Raw genomic sequence first — 16,318 nt, forward strand, 5'->3', positions numbered from 1 at the left:
GTCTGATAAATTGTTAAAGAGCATGCCGCGGTTCGCAAGGAATCTTATGCGGCGCGGGAGGCGTATATTACGTTTTCCCGCTGAAGAGTCAAGAGATTATTCATTCGAACATTCTTCTTTTTCTCTTTCTGGCCAGGCGACTTGTCAGTCGTTGTTCCCGGTCAGTGGAGGCGCATTATAGGGAGTTCTCAGAAGCCCGCAACCCCTAAATTAACTTTTTTTATCAACCGGTCATTAATCCAACAATTTTGCCCGAAATGGATAAATACCGACCGTTTTCCGCTAAAAACATCCCCGTTTTAAGCCGGAGCCTGGAGTAAACACTCCTTTATAATAAGAGAAAGACATTCAGGAATACCTTACATGCTACTCAATGCGCATCAACAAGCGGCTCAACGTAACCTTTCTTATCTTCTTGCGGAGAAAATTGCACAACGTATTTTGTCTGGGGAATATCCGGAAGGTGCCATTCTTCCCGGCGAGAATGAGTTAGGAGAGATTTTTGGGGTCAGCCGCACGGCCGTGCGTGAAGCCGTAAAAACGCTGACGGCCAAGGGGATGCTTTTACCTCGTCCGCGAATTGGTACCCGGGTGATGCCACAATCAAGCTGGAACTTTCTCGATCAGGAATTACTGACCTGGTGGATGACCCGCGAAAACTTCGATCAGGTGATGGCACATTTTATTGTTTTGCGCAGAGCTCTCGAACCTCAGGCCTGCGCCTTAGCGGCACTCGCTGCCAGTAAAGAGCAAACGCATCAGCTCTCCCTCTATATGTATGAGATGCGCCAGCTACATAACAACTTCGATCGGGAACGTTGGATAACAGTAGATACGCAATTTCACCAGCTTATCTATGAAGCGGGGAAAAATCCGTTCCTGACTTCTTTCGCGAATTTATTCAGCTCAGTGTATCAGAGCTATTTTCGGGCAATTACCGGCAATGAGGTGATTAAGCTGGAGCATCACCAGCGGCTGACGGATGCCATTCTGGCCGGTGATGCCAATGCAGCACTTCTGGAATGTCAGAGCCTGTTACTTACCGATGAGTGATCCCACCGACTGACGCACGACCAGCTCCGGCGTTAATATTAATACCTGTGGTTGTGAATCCGGGTCTTGCAACCGATGTAGTAATGCATCAACGGCCAGTTCTCCCAGCGAGTCTTTAGGTTGATGGATTGTTGTCAGCGGCGGCATCATATATTGCGCTAACTGGATATCATCGTAACCCATCACGGCGACATCCTCAGGGACGCGCAATCTGCGCTGATAAAGAGCCTGATACACGCCAACGGCCATCGCGTCGTTACCGGCGAAAACTGCATGAGGCGGTTCAGGTAGCGCCAGCAACTTTTGCATTGCGGCTAATCCGCCTTCAAATTCAAAATCACCACTCACTTCATAACCGGGCAAAATCTTCAGACCTGCTTTCTCCATCGCCTGACGATAGCCACTGAGTCGTTCCTGCGCAGTCGTTTTATCCAACGGGCCGGTAATGCAGGCGATGCGATGATATCCCTGACGGATTAAAAACGCCGTCGCCATTTCGCCGCCCAGCAGCGCGTTATCCTGAATAATATCTATCGCGCCATCAAACGGTGACCAGTCCATCATCACAATCGGCAGTGACGGATACCGGCTGATCGCATCTTTCGATGGCCGGTGGTTTTCAGTACACATGATGAGCAACCCGTCGACCCGCTTTTGCAACAGCGTCTCCAGGCTGCGGTTCATACGCTCTGCATCATTATCTGTATTGCATAAAATGAGGCTGTATCCACGCTCATAACAACTGCGCTCCACTCCGCGCACGACTTCCGAATAGAAAGGGTTACTGCTGGCCGTCAGCAACATACCGAGAGTACGGGTCTGATTCAGCTTGAGGCTGCGGGCTAATGCGGAAGGCGCGTAGTTAAGTTGTTCTACGGCAGCATTCACTTTCTCAGCGATGGACTCACTGACAAAACGATTCTTGTTGATAACATGGGAGACTGTCGAGGTTGAAACGCCCGCAAGGCGGGCGACATCTTTCATGGTGGCCAATCAGGCCTCCTGTTGTGCGAGGAAATCGTCTATTTCGTTACGCCACGGAACGGAAGGTTGGGCACCAGGGCGCGTCACGGCAACCGCCGCCGCCGCATGCGCGAATCGTACCGCGCTATCCATCGTTTTACCTTCAAGCAACGCGGTGACTAATGCACCGTTAAAAGTATCACCTGCTGCTATTGTATCGACGGCTTTCACGCGAAACCCCGCCACCAACTTTCCTTCGCCGTTCTGGCTGAGCCAGACGCCTTTACTGCCCAGCGTAATGATGACGGTTGCGATACCTTTTTCATGCAAAGCTTTCGCAGCACATGCGGCAGCTTCATTACTGTCAACTTTAATTCCCGTCAGCTTTTCAGCTTCGGTTTCGTTCGGGGTGATTATATCCACCCGCGCAAGTAATTCATCCGGCAATTCGCATGCAGGAGCCGGATTGAGGATCACCTGTGTACCGTTGTCTTTGGCAATCTTCGCTGCCGCAATCACCGTATCAAGAGGGGATTCCAGTTGCATTAATAAAGCAGAAGCCCCGATGACCTGCTGTTTATAGCGATCAAGATATGCCGGGGTAACAGCTTTATTAGCTCCCGCATCGATACCAATAACATTCTCACCTTCCGCATTCACAAAAATCAGCGCTACGCCAGTGGTAGTGTCTTTAATGGCTTCAATGGGTTGCGTGTCAATATGGTCACTGGCCAGCTGCTTGCGAACGCGCTCACCAATATCATCATCTCCCACACAAGCAATAAAAGAAATATCAGCACCACTGCGACCGGCTGCAACGGCCTGATTCGCCCCTTTGCCGCCAAAGGCTACGGTATACTGCTTGCCAATAACCGTTTCGCCCGGTAGCGGGAATTGGTTGATATTCAGAATGTGGTCAGCGTTGATACTGCCGAGTACCACCAGTTTGCCGGTTTTCATGTGGAGATCCCTGAGTCAAATAGCGCCTCCATCAGAAGGCGCAGTTACAGCGTAGATAAAAAGAGTATTACGGCTGAGCAACCAGTTTCAAATCAACAGGGATAACAGCAGGCACTTTTTCACCTTTCAATATTTTGTCTGCGGTCTGAACGCCGATCACACCGATTTGTTCAGGGCGCTGCGCAACGGTCGCACCCATTTTACCGCTGTTAACCGCTTTGATACCGTCTTCGGTGCCGTCAAAGCCAACAACCAGCACATCCGTTTTACCGGCAGTTTGCAGGGCGCGCAATGCACCGAGCGCCATTTCATCATTCTGAGCGAACACGGCCTGTACATCCTGATGTGCAGTCAGCAGGTTCTGCATAACGTTCAGACCCTTGGTGCGGTCGAAGTCAGCAGGCTGGCTGGCGAGGATCTGGAAATGGTGTTTTTCAGCAGCCTGAGCAAAACCTTTACCACGTTCACGGGCAACAGACGTCCCGGCGATCCCTTCGAGTTCAATGACTTTAGCGTTTTCACCCAGTTTCTTGGCAATGTAATCACCGGCCATTTTACCACCGAAGGCGTTATCCGATGCAACGTGGCTGGCCACAACCCCCTTAGTAGCCTGACGGTCAAGGGTGATCACCGGGATTTTCGCCTGGTTTGCCATCGCAACGGCATTGCCTACCGCATCAGAATCAGTCGGGTTGATCAGCATCAGCTTAGTGCCACGAACCGTCAGATCCTGTACGTTTGCCAGTTCTTTCGCCGGGTTATTCTGAGAGTCAAGAACCACCAGGTTATAACCCAGTTTGTCCGCCTCTTTCTGCGCACCGTCTTTCATGGAGACGAAGAACGGGTTGTTCAGCGTGGAAACCACCAGCGCAATGGTATCTTTCGCCAGAACGTTAGCACTGAAAGAAGCGGTGATCGCTGCAGCGGAAACCCAGACAGCCAGTTTTTTCATATTCATGGTCATAAGTCCTGTAGGAGAGGTTATTTGTTGCTTTTGTTATCCACCAGAACCGCCAGCAGGATGACAACTGCTTTTACGATCATCTGGTAGTAGGAAGAAACACCTAATAAGTTCAAACCGTTATTCAGGAAGCCAAGGATCAATGCACCGATCAGCGTTCCAACAATGCGTCCTTTTCCCCCGGACAGGCTGGTTCCCCCTAATACCACAGCGGCAATCGCATCCAGCTCATAACCTGTACCCGCGTTCGGCTGCGCAGAGGATAATCGCGCCACTTCAATGATACTGGCCAGAGCGGCTAACAACCCACACAGGGAATAGACGATAATTTTAACTTTATCGACGCTGATACCTGACAGACGCGTAGCGGATTCGTTACCGCCCAGCGCGTAGATATAACGCCCTAGCCGGGTGTGATGCAGCATGTACCACGCCGCAATAAACACCACAGCCATCAGCCAGACGGGCGTCGGGATACCCAGCGGGCGACCGATACCAAACCAGCCAAATACATCAGCGACATCATTAAAACCGGTACTGATCGGGCTGCCGTTGGTATACACCATTGTGATACCGCGCAGCAGCAACATCATGACCAGCGTGGCGATAAACGCCTGAACCTTACCTTTGGCCACAATCATACCGGTGACGCCACCCACAGCAGCACCCAGCACCAGCGCAGCCCCCACAGCAACCAGCGCATTCACTTCCAGTCCGACAATCGAGGCGGCAACAGCACCGGTCAGCGCCAGCAAAGAGCCGACGGATAAATCGATACCGGACGTCAGGATCACCAGCGTCATACCCACCGCCATAATGGCGTTGACGGACGTCTGCTGAAGGATGTTAAACAGGTTGTTAACCGTAAAGAAATTCGGGCTCATGGAAGAAACCACGGCAATCAACACCAGCAGCGCAATCAGAGACTTTTGCTCCAGCAACCACTCTTTACTGATCCAGCGCTTTTTGGCTGGCAATGTCTGAGAACTCATATCTGATTACTCCTGCGTCACGCCGTATTGCTTGCCGACAGCAGCTGCCATCAACACTTCTTGCGTAGCCTGTTCTATCGGGAATTCACCGCTTAAATGACCTTCATGCATCACCAAAACCCGGTCACTCATGCCAATCACTTCCGGCATTTCTGAGGAAACCAAAATGATGCTCAGCCCTTCGCGCTTGAACTGGTTTATAAGCTGGTAAATTTCTTTTTTAGCACCAACGTCAACGCCGCGCGTCGGTTCGTCGAGGATCAGAACTTTCGGCCGCGTCATTAATCCACGGGCAATCGCCACTTTTTGTTGATTACCGCCAGACAGCAGGCCGATGGTCTGCATCATTGACGGTGTTTTGATATTGAAAAGGCGGATGAAATCGCCGACAGCCTGCTGTTCGTCGGCATGCTTAAGGCGCCCGCCGGTGTGACTGAAATAGCGCAACGCGGTCAGTGACATGTTTTCTTTCACAGACATACCGAGCACCAAACCATCGCGCTTACGGTCTTCAGAAATGTAAACAATACCGTTTGCCAACCCGTCTTGCGGAGAGTGAGTCACCACTTCGCGGCCATCTAGCGCCACATAACCACTTTTACGCGGTAGCGCGCCGTAGAGAATTTTCATCAGTTCGGTACGGCCGGCACCCATCAAACCGGAAATCCCCAGGATTTCGCCGCTGTACAGATCAAAGCTGATGTTGTTCACTCCCGGTCCGCTGATATCACGCACCTGCAGGCGCAGCGCACCGCGTTCATGATTAATACGCGGGTATTGTTCCTCCAGACGGCGACCCACCATCATTTCAATCAACGTGTCTTCTTCCAGTTCGCTGACCGGACGCTCTGCAATGAACTGCCCGTCACGAAATACCGTCACGTCGTCGCAGATTTCGAAGATTTCTTTCATGCGGTGTGAGATATACACCACGCCACAGCCGGCAGCTTTCAGTTCGCGTATAACGCTAAATAAAGAAGCGGTTTCAGTATCGGTCAGGGCATCGGTCGGCTCATCCATGATGATGACTTTGGATTCAAAGCTAAGCACTTTAGCTATTTCGACCATTTGCTGGTCGCCGATGGATAAATCCCCCACCAGCCGGTCACTTTTGTAACGCAGATTCAGGCGCGCCAGCAGTTTATCGGCTTCGGCATACATCTTCTTCCAGTTGATACGGCCAAAACCGTTTACAAACTCACGGCCAAGGAAGATGTTTTCAGCAATAGTCAGTTGAGGGATCAGATTTAATTCCTGATGGATAATCCCGATCCCGGCTTCCTGTGATGCTTTCGGACCGTTGAACGTCGCTTCCTTACCCAGAAAACGTACTGAGCCGGCATCTTTTTGATAGATGCCGGTCAGCACTTTCATCATAGTGGACTTGCCCGCGCCGTTTTCCCCCACCAACGCCATCACTCGTCCCGGATAGACGCTGAGCGCCGCGCCGGAAAGGGCTTTCACGCCGGGAAAGGCTTTATCAATGCCTGTCAGTTGCAGCAAAGGTTGCATAAAAGCCTCAGAAGGTTACGCCGGCACACAGAATAACGTTCGCATAAGGCGAACATTCCCCGCTGCGGATCACAGCCCGACTTTTTTCGCTTTGCGCTTTGAATGCCTCATGGCTGACGTAATCCAAAGCAATGGTGTTTCCCTGGTGTTGTTCGAGTTGTGTCAATTGGGCGAGCAACGCTTCATGGAGTTGAGGATTTTTAGTCTGGATTTCCTCGGCGAGGATAGCCCGCTCAACCTGCATCTCGTGTGTCACTACCTCTAAGACTTGTAAAAAGGTGGGGACTCCCTGGGTTAATGCCAGATCGATGCGTTGGCAAGCTGCTGGCACCGGAAGACCGGCATCGCCAATAACCAGCTGATCGGTGTGGCCTAACCGGGCAATAACATGTGAGATTTCGGCATTTAACAGCGGTGACTTCTTCATTGTGAACTCCTACAGCGAAACGTTTCGCTCACTGAAGAGTTTATAAAGATTAGCGGTCATGGCAACGAGCTAGTGATGGAATTGTGATCAGCGTCGAAACGTTTCGCTGACTGATTCGGAAACAACGTGGAAATTTGAGTTATCGTTTAAGAAAGGCAGAAGCAGAAATAAAACAGGGTACCCGAAGGTACCCTTTGAGCGGCAGAAATGGGGATCAGATTTCCACCTGCGTGCCGAGTTCGATCACCCGGTTAGGCGGAATTTCAAACTGATCGGGCGCACGCAGGGCATTGCGGCTGAGCGCCATAAAGAGTTTCCCACGGAAGTACAGATACCACGGGCGCTTGGTCAGGATCAGCGATTCATGCGACATGAAGAATGACGTTTCCATCATCCTGCACGGTAATCCTTCCAGACCACAGCGATGGAATACTTCTTCCACGTTCGGCGTTTCTTTAAACCCGTAACTGGCTACTACACGCCAGAACGTCGGTGACAGCTGCTCGATGGTGACACGCCGGACATTATGCACATAAGGCGCATCTTCCGTGCGCAGCGTCAGCAGTACCACGCGCTCATGCAATACTTTGTTGTGTTTGAGGTTGTGCAGCAATGCAAACGGAATGACGTTGATGGCGCGAGACATATACACAGCCGTTCCCGGAACACGCACCGGCGGAGATTTTTCCAGAGAGGCGATCATCGCCTCCAGGGAATTCCCATGCTCGTTCATACGGCGCATAAGGCGGAAGCGTTCGCTCTTCCAGGTGGTCATCACGATGAACATGCACAAACCCAGCGTCAGTGGCAACCAGCCACCGGAGAACAGTTTGGTGGCATTCGCCGCGAACAGCGGGATATCCATAAACAGCAGACCGATCAGTAAAAGTCCGACCAGGAAGGGTTTCCAGTGCCAGTTTTTGAGCGCAACCGTACAGGAAAGTATGCTGGTCAGCACCATCGTACCGGTCACGGCAATACCATAAGCCGCCGCCAGATTGCTCGAATGCTCGAAGCTGGCGATAACAATAACCACCGCAAAATAAAGCAGCCAGTTGATAGCCGGAATGTAAATCTGGCCAGCTTCCATTTCTGACGTATGGATAATGCGCATTGGCGGTAAATAGCCCAAACGTACAGCCTGGCGGGTCAGGGAAAACACGCCCGAAATAACTGCCTGGGAGGCGATAATGGTCGCGAGTGTTGCCAGAATCAGTAACGGGATTAATGCCCAGTCAGGCGCCAGCAGGAAGAACGGGTTCTTAATCGATTCCGGGTTTTTCAGCAATAATGCGCCCTGACCGAAATAGTTCAGCACCAGAGAAGGCAGTACCACGGTGAACCAGGCCAGACGGATAGGGAATTTCCCGAAGTGGCCCATATCGGCATATAACGCTTCAACACCGGTAATCGACAGAACCACTGCACCGAGCGCCAGGAAGGAGAACGACTTATGCTCGATAAAGAAGTTAACTGCCCACATAGGGTTCATGGCGCGCAGCACTTCAGGATTCTGCATAATACTGTTGACGCCAAGCACCGCCAGCGTCAGGAACCACAGCAACATTACCGGTGCAAACAGTTTGCCCACGATGCCGGTACCATGCTTCTGAATAATGAAAAGCAGCGTCAGAACAGTAATAGAAAGAGGAACGATATAAGGATCGAGCGAAGGGGCTGCGATTTCCAGACCTTCCATTGCGGAAAGTACTGAAATAGCCGGAGTGATCACCACTTCACCATAGAAGAAGCTTCCCCCGATCAGGCCGAGAATGACCAGAACGGCAGTGGTTCGCGCCGACGTGTTTCTGCCTGCCAGAGACATCAGCGTCAGAATACCCCCTTCGCCTGCGTTGTCCGCCCGCATCACATAAGTGAGGTACTTGAGCGAAACAATGAGGATTAACATCCAAAAAATCAGAGAAAGAAAGCCAAAAACGACGCTGGGTTCAACGTTAAAACCATAATGACCAGAAAAACACTCTCTTAAGGTATAGAGAGGACTGGTACCAATGTCGCCATAGACCACACCAATGGCGGCCAGGGTTACTGCTGGGAGTGACCGTTTATGTTCAGTGCTCATATTTCGTTTCTTTTTTGCTCGAACATCCGTAAGCGATGTGTGCGCTCAGACTTATGATGCCCACTAAAAGGCGCACAGTATGCACGAATAAATCAGATTGCCTACCCTTAAATGCGCAGTGAAACCGGCGTTCTTATGAACGAGGTCGCATTTTTGATAATAGAAAATTTTTAGTAATCAACAAGCTATAACGATAAAAATAAACGTGGAATATCGTCACCAGCCAGTACACTATTCAATAACTTAATGGATACCGAAAGAGACAGTATGGCGCAATCTCCCCTTTTGGCAGAACGGATAGCCCGTCTTGCCAACGCATTAGAACATGGCCTGTACGAACGGCAGGATGCCATACGACTTTGCCTTTTGGCCGCCCTGTGCGGCGAAAGCGTTTTCCTGCTGGGGCCGCCGGGCATTGCAAAAAGTCTGATCGCCCGTCGCCTGAAATTCGCGTTCCGCCATGCCCGCGCTTTTGAATATCTTATGACACGCTTTTCCACGCCGGAAGAAGTCTTTGGTCCGCTATCAATTCAGGCCCTGAAAGATGAGGGCCGCTATCTGCGTCTGACCGAAGGTTATTTGCCGGAAGCTGAAATTGTCTTCCTTGATGAAATCTGGAAAGCCGGTCCCGCCATTCTCAACACGCTTCTGACCGCCATCAACGAGCGCCGGTTCCGTAATGGCGAGCGTGAAGAAGCAATACCTTTACGTCTGCTGGTCAGCGCTTCCAACGAATTACCCGAAGCTGATGGTGGTCTTGAGGCACTGTATGACCGCATGCTGATCCGTCTGTGGCTGGATAAAGTGCAGGATAAGCAAAATTTTCGCTCACTGCTGACCAGCCGTAACAATGAAAGCACTAATCCGGTAGCAGAGTCTCTGAGTATCAGTGATGAAGAATACCAACAATGGCAGCCGGAGATCGACAAAGTCAATCTTTCAGACAGTTGCTTTGAGCTGATCTTCCAACTGCGCCAGCGCCTTGATGCCCTGGATACTGCCCCTTATGTTTCTGACCGTCGCTGGAAAAAAGCCCTGCGCCTGTTGCAGGCCTGTGCATTTTTCAGTGGCAGAAAAGCGATTACCCCGGTGGATCTGATCCTGCTGAAAGATTGTTTATGGCATGATCTCAATACGTATAACCTCCTGCACACTCAGATTGAGCAACTCATCACTGAGCAGGCTTATCAGCAGCAGGCGTTGCTGATGAAAATCCAGCAGCTTAATCAGCAGTGGATGCAACATCAGCAACAACAGAGCACGCGTCAGTCAATCAAACTGAGTAAGAAAGCCGGGATTTTCAGCCGTAAGCCACAATACAGCCTGCCAGAATCACTCAATACCCCCAATCTGACCTTGTTATTGCAAACGCCTTTGCACCTGCATGAAATAAAAGTCACACACTTATTATTCGAACGCAGCATCCTGGAAGAATGGCTAAATAAAGGGGGCGTAATGAAAGCCAAACTCAACGGGATTGGTTTTGTACAAACCGTGGATTTGGAAATCGATGACAAACAGCAAATTCTGGTGCTGGATGTGAGCCGTCAGAGCACACCACTGACACTGCCCGGCCATGCGCATATTGCTGTTCCCGACGAAATGAAAAATATGCTCAATGACCTGACCGCAAAACTGGCGCAGCAGAGGCACGAATTCAGCCAGCAGCAAAACTGCCTGTTTGTTCCGGCTGAATGGATGGCAAAAATTGAAGCCAGCCTGCTGCAGGTGGCTGAACAGTTGCGTCATCAGCAACAGACATTCAGCGGTCACTGATCATGTTCAGTCTCGAGTCACTGGATCTGCTGCTGGCGATCAGCGAAGCCGAACTGATTGAAGAACTGATTGTCGGCTTGCTGGCGGCGCCTGCACTGGTCGTTTTCTTCGAGAAATTTCCCCGTCTGAAGCGTGCATTAACCCGGGATCTTCCGGAATGGAAATTGCGCCTGCGCCAGAGGATCCACGAAACGCCGGTTCCTCATGAGCTGGCCAAAGAATTCTACCTTTACCAGCACTGTCAGCAGCTTGATGCTACGTCTTTTCAGTCCGGTCTCGCTTCCCTCATCGATGAACTGGTGCAACTCAGTTCTCCATTTGCTACAGAAGCCCGTACCTTACAGGAAAATAATGAAGCTTCGCGTACGTCAAAAACCGGCAATAGCTTTCATACTTTATTCCTTCAGCGCTGGCGCCTGAACCTGACCTTCCAGACGGTGAACGTTCATCATCAGTTGCTCGAACAGGAACAGGAGCAATTGCAGGAAGAATTGCTGCAACGTCTGCAGCTCAGCAGCGAGTTATCCCCTTTATTAGCCGAGAACGACACTGCAGCCGGACGTTTGTGGGACATGAGTAAAGGGAAGCGGCTGCGGGGTGATATTCAGTCACTGGCACGGTTTGGCGCTTTCCTTCAGCAGCAGCCTGAACTGATGCATCTGGCCGAACAACTGGGCCGCAGCCAGACGGCCAAAACCAGTCCACATGAAGATGCAAAAATGGAAACGCACCGGCTGATGGTGCGCGAACCCGCGACAGTGCCGGAAGAAGTGAACGGCATTCATCAGAGCGATGATATTTTGCGCCTCATGCCGACGGAGCTGGTGACGCTGGGGCTGCCTGAGCTGGAATACGAATTCTATCGTCGCTTGCTGGAAAAGCGTTTGATGACATATCGCCTGCAAGGGGATGTCTGGCGTGAGAAAGTGGTCAAACGGCCGGTGGTCTATCAGCAGCAGGAACCGCAACCGCGCGGGCCTTTTGTGGTCTGCGTCGATACGTCCGGTTCCATGGGCGGCTTTAACGAACAGTGCGCCAAAGCATTCTGTCTGGCATTACTGAAGATCGCTCTGGCGGATAACCGCCGATGTTACATCATGTTATTTGCCAGTGAAGTGATCCATTATGAACTGACATCTAACGGTGGCCTGGATCAGGCGCTGCGCTTTCTGGGACAACATTTTCGCGGCGGTACCGATCTGGCAGCCTGCCTGAATGCCACACTGGATAAACTTGCTTCTCCGCAGTGGGAAGATGCGGATGCCGTGGTGATCTCGGACTTTATCGCCCAGCGGTTGCCAGATGAAGTACAAATGAAGGTCAGATCACTGCAGCGCGAAAAACATCACCGCTTTCATGCCCTGGCAATGTCACACTATGGTAAGCCCGGCATCCTGCGAATTTTCGATCATATCTGGCGCTTTGATACCGGGGTTAAAAGCCGCGTACAGCGACGCTGGCAGAGAAATTAAGCCCACAAGAGAAAGATGACCATGACTGAAATTTACCAGCTCGATGAGCTTGATCGCGGGATCCTCAACGCCCTGATGGACAATGCCCGTACGCCTTATGCCGAACTGGCAAAATTGTTTACTGTCAGTCCGGGGACGATCCACGTACGCGTAGAGAAAATGAAGCAGGCAGGCATCATTACCGGTGCGCATATTACCGTCAATCCCAAACAGCTGGGTTACGACGTATGCTGTTTTATTGGCATCATTTTAAAAAGTGCCAAGGATTACCCCTCTGCCCTGAAAAAGCTTGAGAATATAGAAGAAGTGGTTGAAGCCTATTACACCACCGGGCATTACAGTATTTTCATCAAGATCATGTGTCGTTCGATTGATTCCCTTCAGCATGTACTTATCAACAAGATCCAAACAATTGATGAGATCCAGTCAACCGAGACCCTGATCTCTCTGCAGAACCCCATCACACGCACCATCCAGCCCTGACATCTGATTTCTATACCCCTATTATCCACAGGTAGATCCCAGCTCATTCACAGCGTACAATAGTCTCCTTTTCCCGGGTGAGAGCATTATGTCTGACATTACCCTGATCAGTGGCAGTACGCTTGGCAGCGCCGAATATGTTGCAGAACATGTGGCAGAGAAACTGGAAGAAGCCGGTTTTTCCACCCAATTATTTCATGGCCCGGAGCTGTATGAAGTCCCGCAGGAAGGGATCTGGCTGGTTGTGTGTTCAACTCACGGCGCAGGTGAACTGCCCGACAACTTGCAACCGTTTATGGAGCAGTTGGAAGAGCAGCAACCGGATCTGTCTAAAGTTCGCTTTGGTGCCTTAGGATTGGGCAGCAGTGAATATGACACTTTCTGTGGCGCGATCAATTCCCTGGATAACAAACTGACGTCATTAGGGGCAAAAAGGATCGGTGATCGCCTTGAGATCGACGTGACGCAATACGAAATTCCTGAAGATCCCGCTGAGGTTTGGGTGATCAACTGGATTAATTTGATCAAATAAGTGTAAATTTCAGGCGATCAGATGTGGATAACTAGGCTTAAAAGCAGGGTAAAACCCGTAGTTATCCCTCTAACAACCCCTGTACGCTTTTCATGCTGTGTATAACTCTCACTTCTGATCCCAGCTTATACTGTCCAGGATCACCGATCATTCACAGCATTCGATCCTTCTTAGCATGCTGATCTTAATAAACAAAAAAGACTTATGCACAGAGGATCGCGATCCTAATAGAAGTATTAATATGAAGATCCCCGGGGGCTTGTGGAAGCTCAAAACTTGAGTAGAATCCCTCCTCCCAACGCCATACAAAGAAAGTTCGCTTGAACGCCGAGGTGCAGTCGCATGTTTTATCCGGATCAATTTGACGTCATCATCATAGGTGGTGGCCATGCAGGTACTGAAGCTGCAATGGCTTCTGCACGCATGGGACGTCAGACCTTATTACTCACCCACAATATCGACACGCTGGGACAAATGTCGTGTAACCCTGCTATTGGCGGGATCGGGAAAGGACATCTGGTTAAAGAAGTCGACGCACTGGGTGGTCTGATGGCCACGGCCATCGATCATGCCGGCATTCAGTTTAGGATACTAAACGCGAGCAAAGGCCCTGCTGTCAGAGCGACCCGTGCTCAGGCTGACCGTGTTCTGTACCGCCAGGCTGTCCGTACCGCTTTGGAAAACCAGCCAAACCTGATGATCTTCCAGCAACCTGTTGAAGACCTGATCGTTGAAAACGATCGTGTCGTTGGTGCTGTGACCAAAATGGGGCTGAAATTCCGCGCTAAATCGGTTGTACTGACTGTCGGCACTTTCCTGGATGGAAAGATCCACATCGGTCTGGAAAACTACAGCGGAGGCCGTGCAGGGGATCCTCCTGCAATTTCTTTGTCTCAGAGACTGCGAGAGCTACCTCTGCGCGTTAACCGTCTCAAAACCGGTACACCACCGCGTATCGATGCCCGTACCATTGATTTCAGCGTACTGGCACAACAACACGGTGATAATCCGGCGCCGGTATTCTCGTTCATGGGTAATGTGTCGCAGCATCCGCGCCAGATCCCGTGTTACATGACGTATACCAACGAAAAAACCCATGATGTGATCCGCAACAACCTGGATCGCAGCCCGATGTATGCCGGGATCATCGAAGGGATCGGCCCGCGTTACTGCCCGTCGATCGAAGATAAAGTCATGCGTTTTGCCGATCGCAATTCGCATCAGATCTTCCTGGAACCGGAAGGACTGACCAGCAACGAAGTGTATCCGAACGGGATTTCAACCAGCCTGCCATTTGATGTACAGATGCAGATCGTCCGCTCAATGCAGGGGATGGAAAATGCGGTGATCGTTCGTCCCGGCTATGCCATTGAATACGATTTCTTCGATCCGCGTGATTTGAAACCAACGCTGGAAAGTAAATTTATCGCGGGTCTGTTCTTTGCCGGACAAATCAACGGTACGACGGGTTACGAAGAAGCCGCTGCGCAGGGCTTACTCGCCGGTATGAATGCCGCCCGTTGCGCCAGTGAAGAAGACGGCTGGGCACCACGTCGTGATCAGGCTTACCTCGGTGTGCTGGTTGACGATCTGTGTACGCTTGGCACTAAAGAACCGTACCGTATGTTTACGTCACGTGCTGAATATCGACTGATGCTGCGCGAAGACAATGCTGATTTACGTTTGACAGAAAAGGGCCGTGAGTTAGGCCTGGTTGACGATGCCCGCTGGGCACGCTTCAACGAAAAGTTGGAAATGATCGAGCAGGAGCGTCAGCGTTTGCGGGGTATCTGGGTGAACCCTCATCATGCCCAGGTTGATGAAATCAACGCGCATCTTTCTGCCCCGCTTTCTAAAGAAGCCAGTGCGGAAGAGCTGCTGCGTCGTCCTGAAATGACCTATGAATTAATCACCCGACTTTCCCCGTTCGCTCCTTCTGTTCCGGATGCGCAGGCGGCAGAACAAGTGGAAATTCAGATAAAATATGAAGGTTATATTGCCCGTCAGCAGGAAGAGATCGAAAAACAGCAGCGTAACGAAAATACGGTGCTGCCTGTCGATCTTGATTACCGGCAGGTGAATGGCCTTTCAAATGAAGTGATCGCCAAACTTAACGATCACAAGCCAACCTCCATTGGTCAGGCCTCACGGATCTCCGGTATTACGCCGGCTGCAATCTCAATTTTGCTGATCTGGCTTAAAAAACAAGGTTTGCTGCGCCGCAGCGCATAAACGACTGCTCTGATGACCGCCCTTGGTATCCCGAAGCGGCGGTCGATTCTTACTTTTCCCATCATTCTGTATGTTTTATCATTTTTAAACCGGGTTGTTCCCGGCATATCGATTCTGTCTGAGGATTCACCGTGCATAATAAACTCGACTCGCTGCTTGCTGCGGCAGGAATAGCGTTACCCGATCAGCAAAAACAACAACTGATTGGCTATGTTGAACTGCTGCATAAGTGGAACAAAGCCTACAACCTGACATCTGTCCGTGACCCGATGCAGATGCTGGTACGTCATATTATGGACAGCATTGTGGTGAACGAGCATTTGCAAGGTAGCCGTTTCATTGACGTTGGCACCGGCCCGGGTTTACCGGGGATCCCCCTGGCCATTGTTCGCCCTGATTCACACTTTACGTTGCTGGACAGCCTGGGTAAGCGCGTGCGTTTTTTGCGTCAGGTTCAGCATGAGCTGGGGCTGAAAAATATCGAGCCTATACAGAGTCGTGTGGAAGAATTTGCGCCGAATCCACCTTTTGATGGGGTGATAAGCCGTGCTTTCGCATCAATGCAGGATATGCTTTCCTGGTGTCACCATCTGCCCGTGAAAGGTGAGGGGCATTTTTATGCCTTAAAGGGTGTACGTCCTGATGATGAACTTGCTGCGCTGCCGGCAGGGATTACTCTGAAGTCAGTCATTAAGCTGCAGGTACCCGAACTTGACGGCGAACGTCATCTGATAATTCTTAGCGCAAACTAAAGTTGCGATTTATCAAAAAAGATTTAAAAAAAACATGTGTTAACTTAGTTAAAATGAGCAGGCTAATTATATAGCAGGGAAGAACACCCAAACACCGCTTTTTTACACCCTGATAGCATT

14 protein-coding genes are annotated in these 16,318 nt (G+C 50.8%); 7 read left to right on the forward strand and 7 right to left on the reverse strand.

All coding sequences use genetic code 11. The features are described 5' to 3' along the window. Nucleotides 1-363: 363 nt before the first annotated feature. A complete protein-coding gene (locus tag J1785_RS12610) occupies nucleotides 364-1,053 on the forward strand; it encodes a FadR/GntR family transcriptional regulator (RefSeq protein ID WP_129954164.1) in 690 nt (229 codons plus the stop codon). Here the strand turns inward: J1785_RS12610 and rbsR are convergent. From rbsR to kup, 7 genes are all read right to left on the reverse strand, one after another. Next, nucleotides 1,036-2,046: a ribose operon transcriptional repressor RbsR gene (gene rbsR / locus J1785_RS12615; protein WP_217219510.1), complete on the reverse strand. Its 1,011-nt coding sequence runs from the start codon at nucleotides 2,044-2,046 to the stop codon at nucleotides 1,036-1,038. The genes J1785_RS12610 and rbsR overlap by 18 nt on opposite strands. After that, nucleotides 2,047-2,976, reverse strand: coding sequence for a ribokinase (gene rbsK / locus J1785_RS12620; RefSeq protein ID WP_217219511.1), 930 nt, complete (start codon nucleotides 2,974-2,976; stop codon nucleotides 2,047-2,049). 67 nt (nucleotides 2,977-3,043) lie between these two features. Then, nucleotides 3,044-3,934: a ribose ABC transporter substrate-binding protein RbsB gene (gene rbsB, locus J1785_RS12625; protein WP_129954158.1), complete on the reverse strand. Its 891-nt coding sequence runs from the start codon at nucleotides 3,932-3,934 to the stop codon at nucleotides 3,044-3,046. 23 nt (nucleotides 3,935-3,957) lie between these two features. Further along, a complete protein-coding gene (gene rbsC, locus J1785_RS12630; protein ID WP_129954156.1) occupies nucleotides 3,958-4,929 on the reverse strand; it encodes a ribose ABC transporter permease in 972 nt (323 codons plus the stop codon). Nucleotides 4,930-4,935: 6 nt separating this feature from the next. Continuing rightward, nucleotides 4,936-6,441 carry a ribose ABC transporter ATP-binding protein RbsA gene (rbsA, locus tag J1785_RS12635; RefSeq protein WP_129954154.1) on the reverse strand — a complete coding sequence of 502 codons (1,506 nt, stop codon included), beginning with the start codon at nucleotides 6,439-6,441 and terminating at the stop codon, nucleotides 4,936-4,938. Nucleotides 6,442-6,448: 7 nt separating this feature from the next. Then, complete coding sequence (gene rbsD, locus J1785_RS12640; RefSeq protein ID WP_217138557.1) at nucleotides 6,449-6,868, reverse strand: D-ribose pyranase; 420 nt, start codon at nucleotides 6,866-6,868, stop codon at nucleotides 6,449-6,451. Between the two features lie 214 nt (nucleotides 6,869-7,082). Then, the gene (gene kup, locus J1785_RS12645) at nucleotides 7,083-8,951 is read right to left on the reverse strand and encodes a low affinity potassium transporter Kup (protein ID WP_129954150.1); all 1,869 of its coding nucleotides are present in this window, start codon (nucleotides 8,949-8,951) and stop codon (nucleotides 7,083-7,085) included. A gap of 267 nt (nucleotides 8,952-9,218) precedes the next feature. On the opposite strand from kup, the gene ravA reads away from it, so the two are divergent. The 6 genes from ravA (at nucleotide 9,219) to rsmG (ending at nucleotide 16,198) form a co-directional block, all read left to right on the forward strand. Then, the gene (gene ravA / locus J1785_RS12650; RefSeq protein WP_129991562.1) at nucleotides 9,219-10,727 is read left to right on the forward strand and encodes an ATPase RavA; all 1,509 of its coding nucleotides are present in this window, start codon (nucleotides 9,219-9,221) and stop codon (nucleotides 10,725-10,727) included. A gap of 2 nt (nucleotides 10,728-10,729) precedes the next feature. Next, a complete protein-coding gene (gene viaA / locus J1785_RS12655; protein ID WP_129991561.1) occupies nucleotides 10,730-12,199 on the forward strand; it encodes an ATPase RavA stimulator ViaA in 1,470 nt (489 codons plus the stop codon). A gap of 21 nt (nucleotides 12,200-12,220) precedes the next feature. After that, on the forward strand, nucleotides 12,221-12,682 hold the full coding sequence (asnC, locus tag J1785_RS12660) for a transcriptional regulator AsnC (protein ID WP_129954144.1): 462 nt from the start codon (nucleotides 12,221-12,223) through the stop codon (nucleotides 12,680-12,682). Between the two features lie 88 nt (nucleotides 12,683-12,770). Next, nucleotides 12,771-13,214, forward strand: a complete 444-nt coding sequence (mioC, locus tag J1785_RS12665; RefSeq protein WP_217138554.1) for an FMN-binding protein MioC — start codon at nucleotides 12,771-12,773, stop codon at nucleotides 13,212-13,214. 342 nt (nucleotides 13,215-13,556) lie between these two features. Then, on the forward strand, nucleotides 13,557-15,446 hold the full coding sequence (mnmG, locus tag J1785_RS12670) for a tRNA uridine-5-carboxymethylaminomethyl(34) synthesis enzyme MnmG (protein WP_129954140.1): 1,890 nt from the start codon (nucleotides 13,557-13,559) through the stop codon (nucleotides 15,444-15,446). Between the two features lie 131 nt (nucleotides 15,447-15,577). Continuing rightward, entirely contained in the window at nucleotides 15,578-16,198 is a 621-nt protein-coding gene (gene rsmG / locus J1785_RS12675) for a 16S rRNA (guanine(527)-N(7))-methyltransferase RsmG (RefSeq protein WP_217156670.1), read from the forward strand. Nucleotides 16,199-16,318: the final 120 nt, after the last annotated feature.

Source organism: Rahnella perminowiae, from assembly GCF_019049755.1.
GTDB lineage: Bacteria > Pseudomonadota > Gammaproteobacteria > Enterobacterales > Enterobacteriaceae > Rahnella > Rahnella perminowiae.

What these genes read in the sequence shown, in the direction of transcription:
- J1785_RS12610 (WP_129954164.1), top strand. Translation starts at nt 364, where the DNA reads ATGCTACTCAATGCGCATCAACAAGCGGCTCAACGTAACCTTTCTTAT.
- rbsK (WP_217219511.1), bottom strand. Translation starts at nt 2,976, where the DNA reads ATGAAAACCGGCAAACTGGTGGTACTCGGCAGTATCAACGCTGACCAC.
- rbsB (WP_129954158.1), bottom strand. Translation starts at nt 3,934, where the DNA reads ATGAATATGAAAAAACTGGCTGTCTGGGTTTCCGCTGCAGCGATCACC.
- rbsC (WP_129954156.1), bottom strand. Translation starts at nt 4,929, where the DNA reads ATGAGTTCTCAGACATTGCCAGCCAAAAAGCGCTGGATCAGTAAAGAG.
- rbsA (WP_129954154.1), bottom strand. Translation starts at nt 6,441, where the DNA reads ATGCAACCTTTGCTGCAACTGACAGGCATTGATAAAGCCTTTCCCGGC.
- rbsD (WP_217138557.1), bottom strand. Translation starts at nt 6,868, where the DNA reads ATGAAGAAGTCACCGCTGTTAAATGCCGAAATCTCACATGTTATTGCC.
- kup (WP_129954150.1), bottom strand. Translation starts at nt 8,951, where the DNA reads ATGAGCACTGAACATAAACGGTCACTCCCAGCAGTAACCCTGGCCGCC.
- ravA (WP_129991562.1), top strand. Translation starts at nt 9,219, where the DNA reads ATGGCGCAATCTCCCCTTTTGGCAGAACGGATAGCCCGTCTTGCCAAC.
- viaA (WP_129991561.1), top strand. Translation starts at nt 10,730, where the DNA reads ATGTTCAGTCTCGAGTCACTGGATCTGCTGCTGGCGATCAGCGAAGCC.
- asnC (WP_129954144.1), top strand. Translation starts at nt 12,221, where the DNA reads ATGACTGAAATTTACCAGCTCGATGAGCTTGATCGCGGGATCCTCAAC.
- mioC (WP_217138554.1), top strand. Translation starts at nt 12,771, where the DNA reads ATGTCTGACATTACCCTGATCAGTGGCAGTACGCTTGGCAGCGCCGAA.
- mnmG (WP_129954140.1), top strand. Translation starts at nt 13,557, where the DNA reads ATGTTTTATCCGGATCAATTTGACGTCATCATCATAGGTGGTGGCCAT.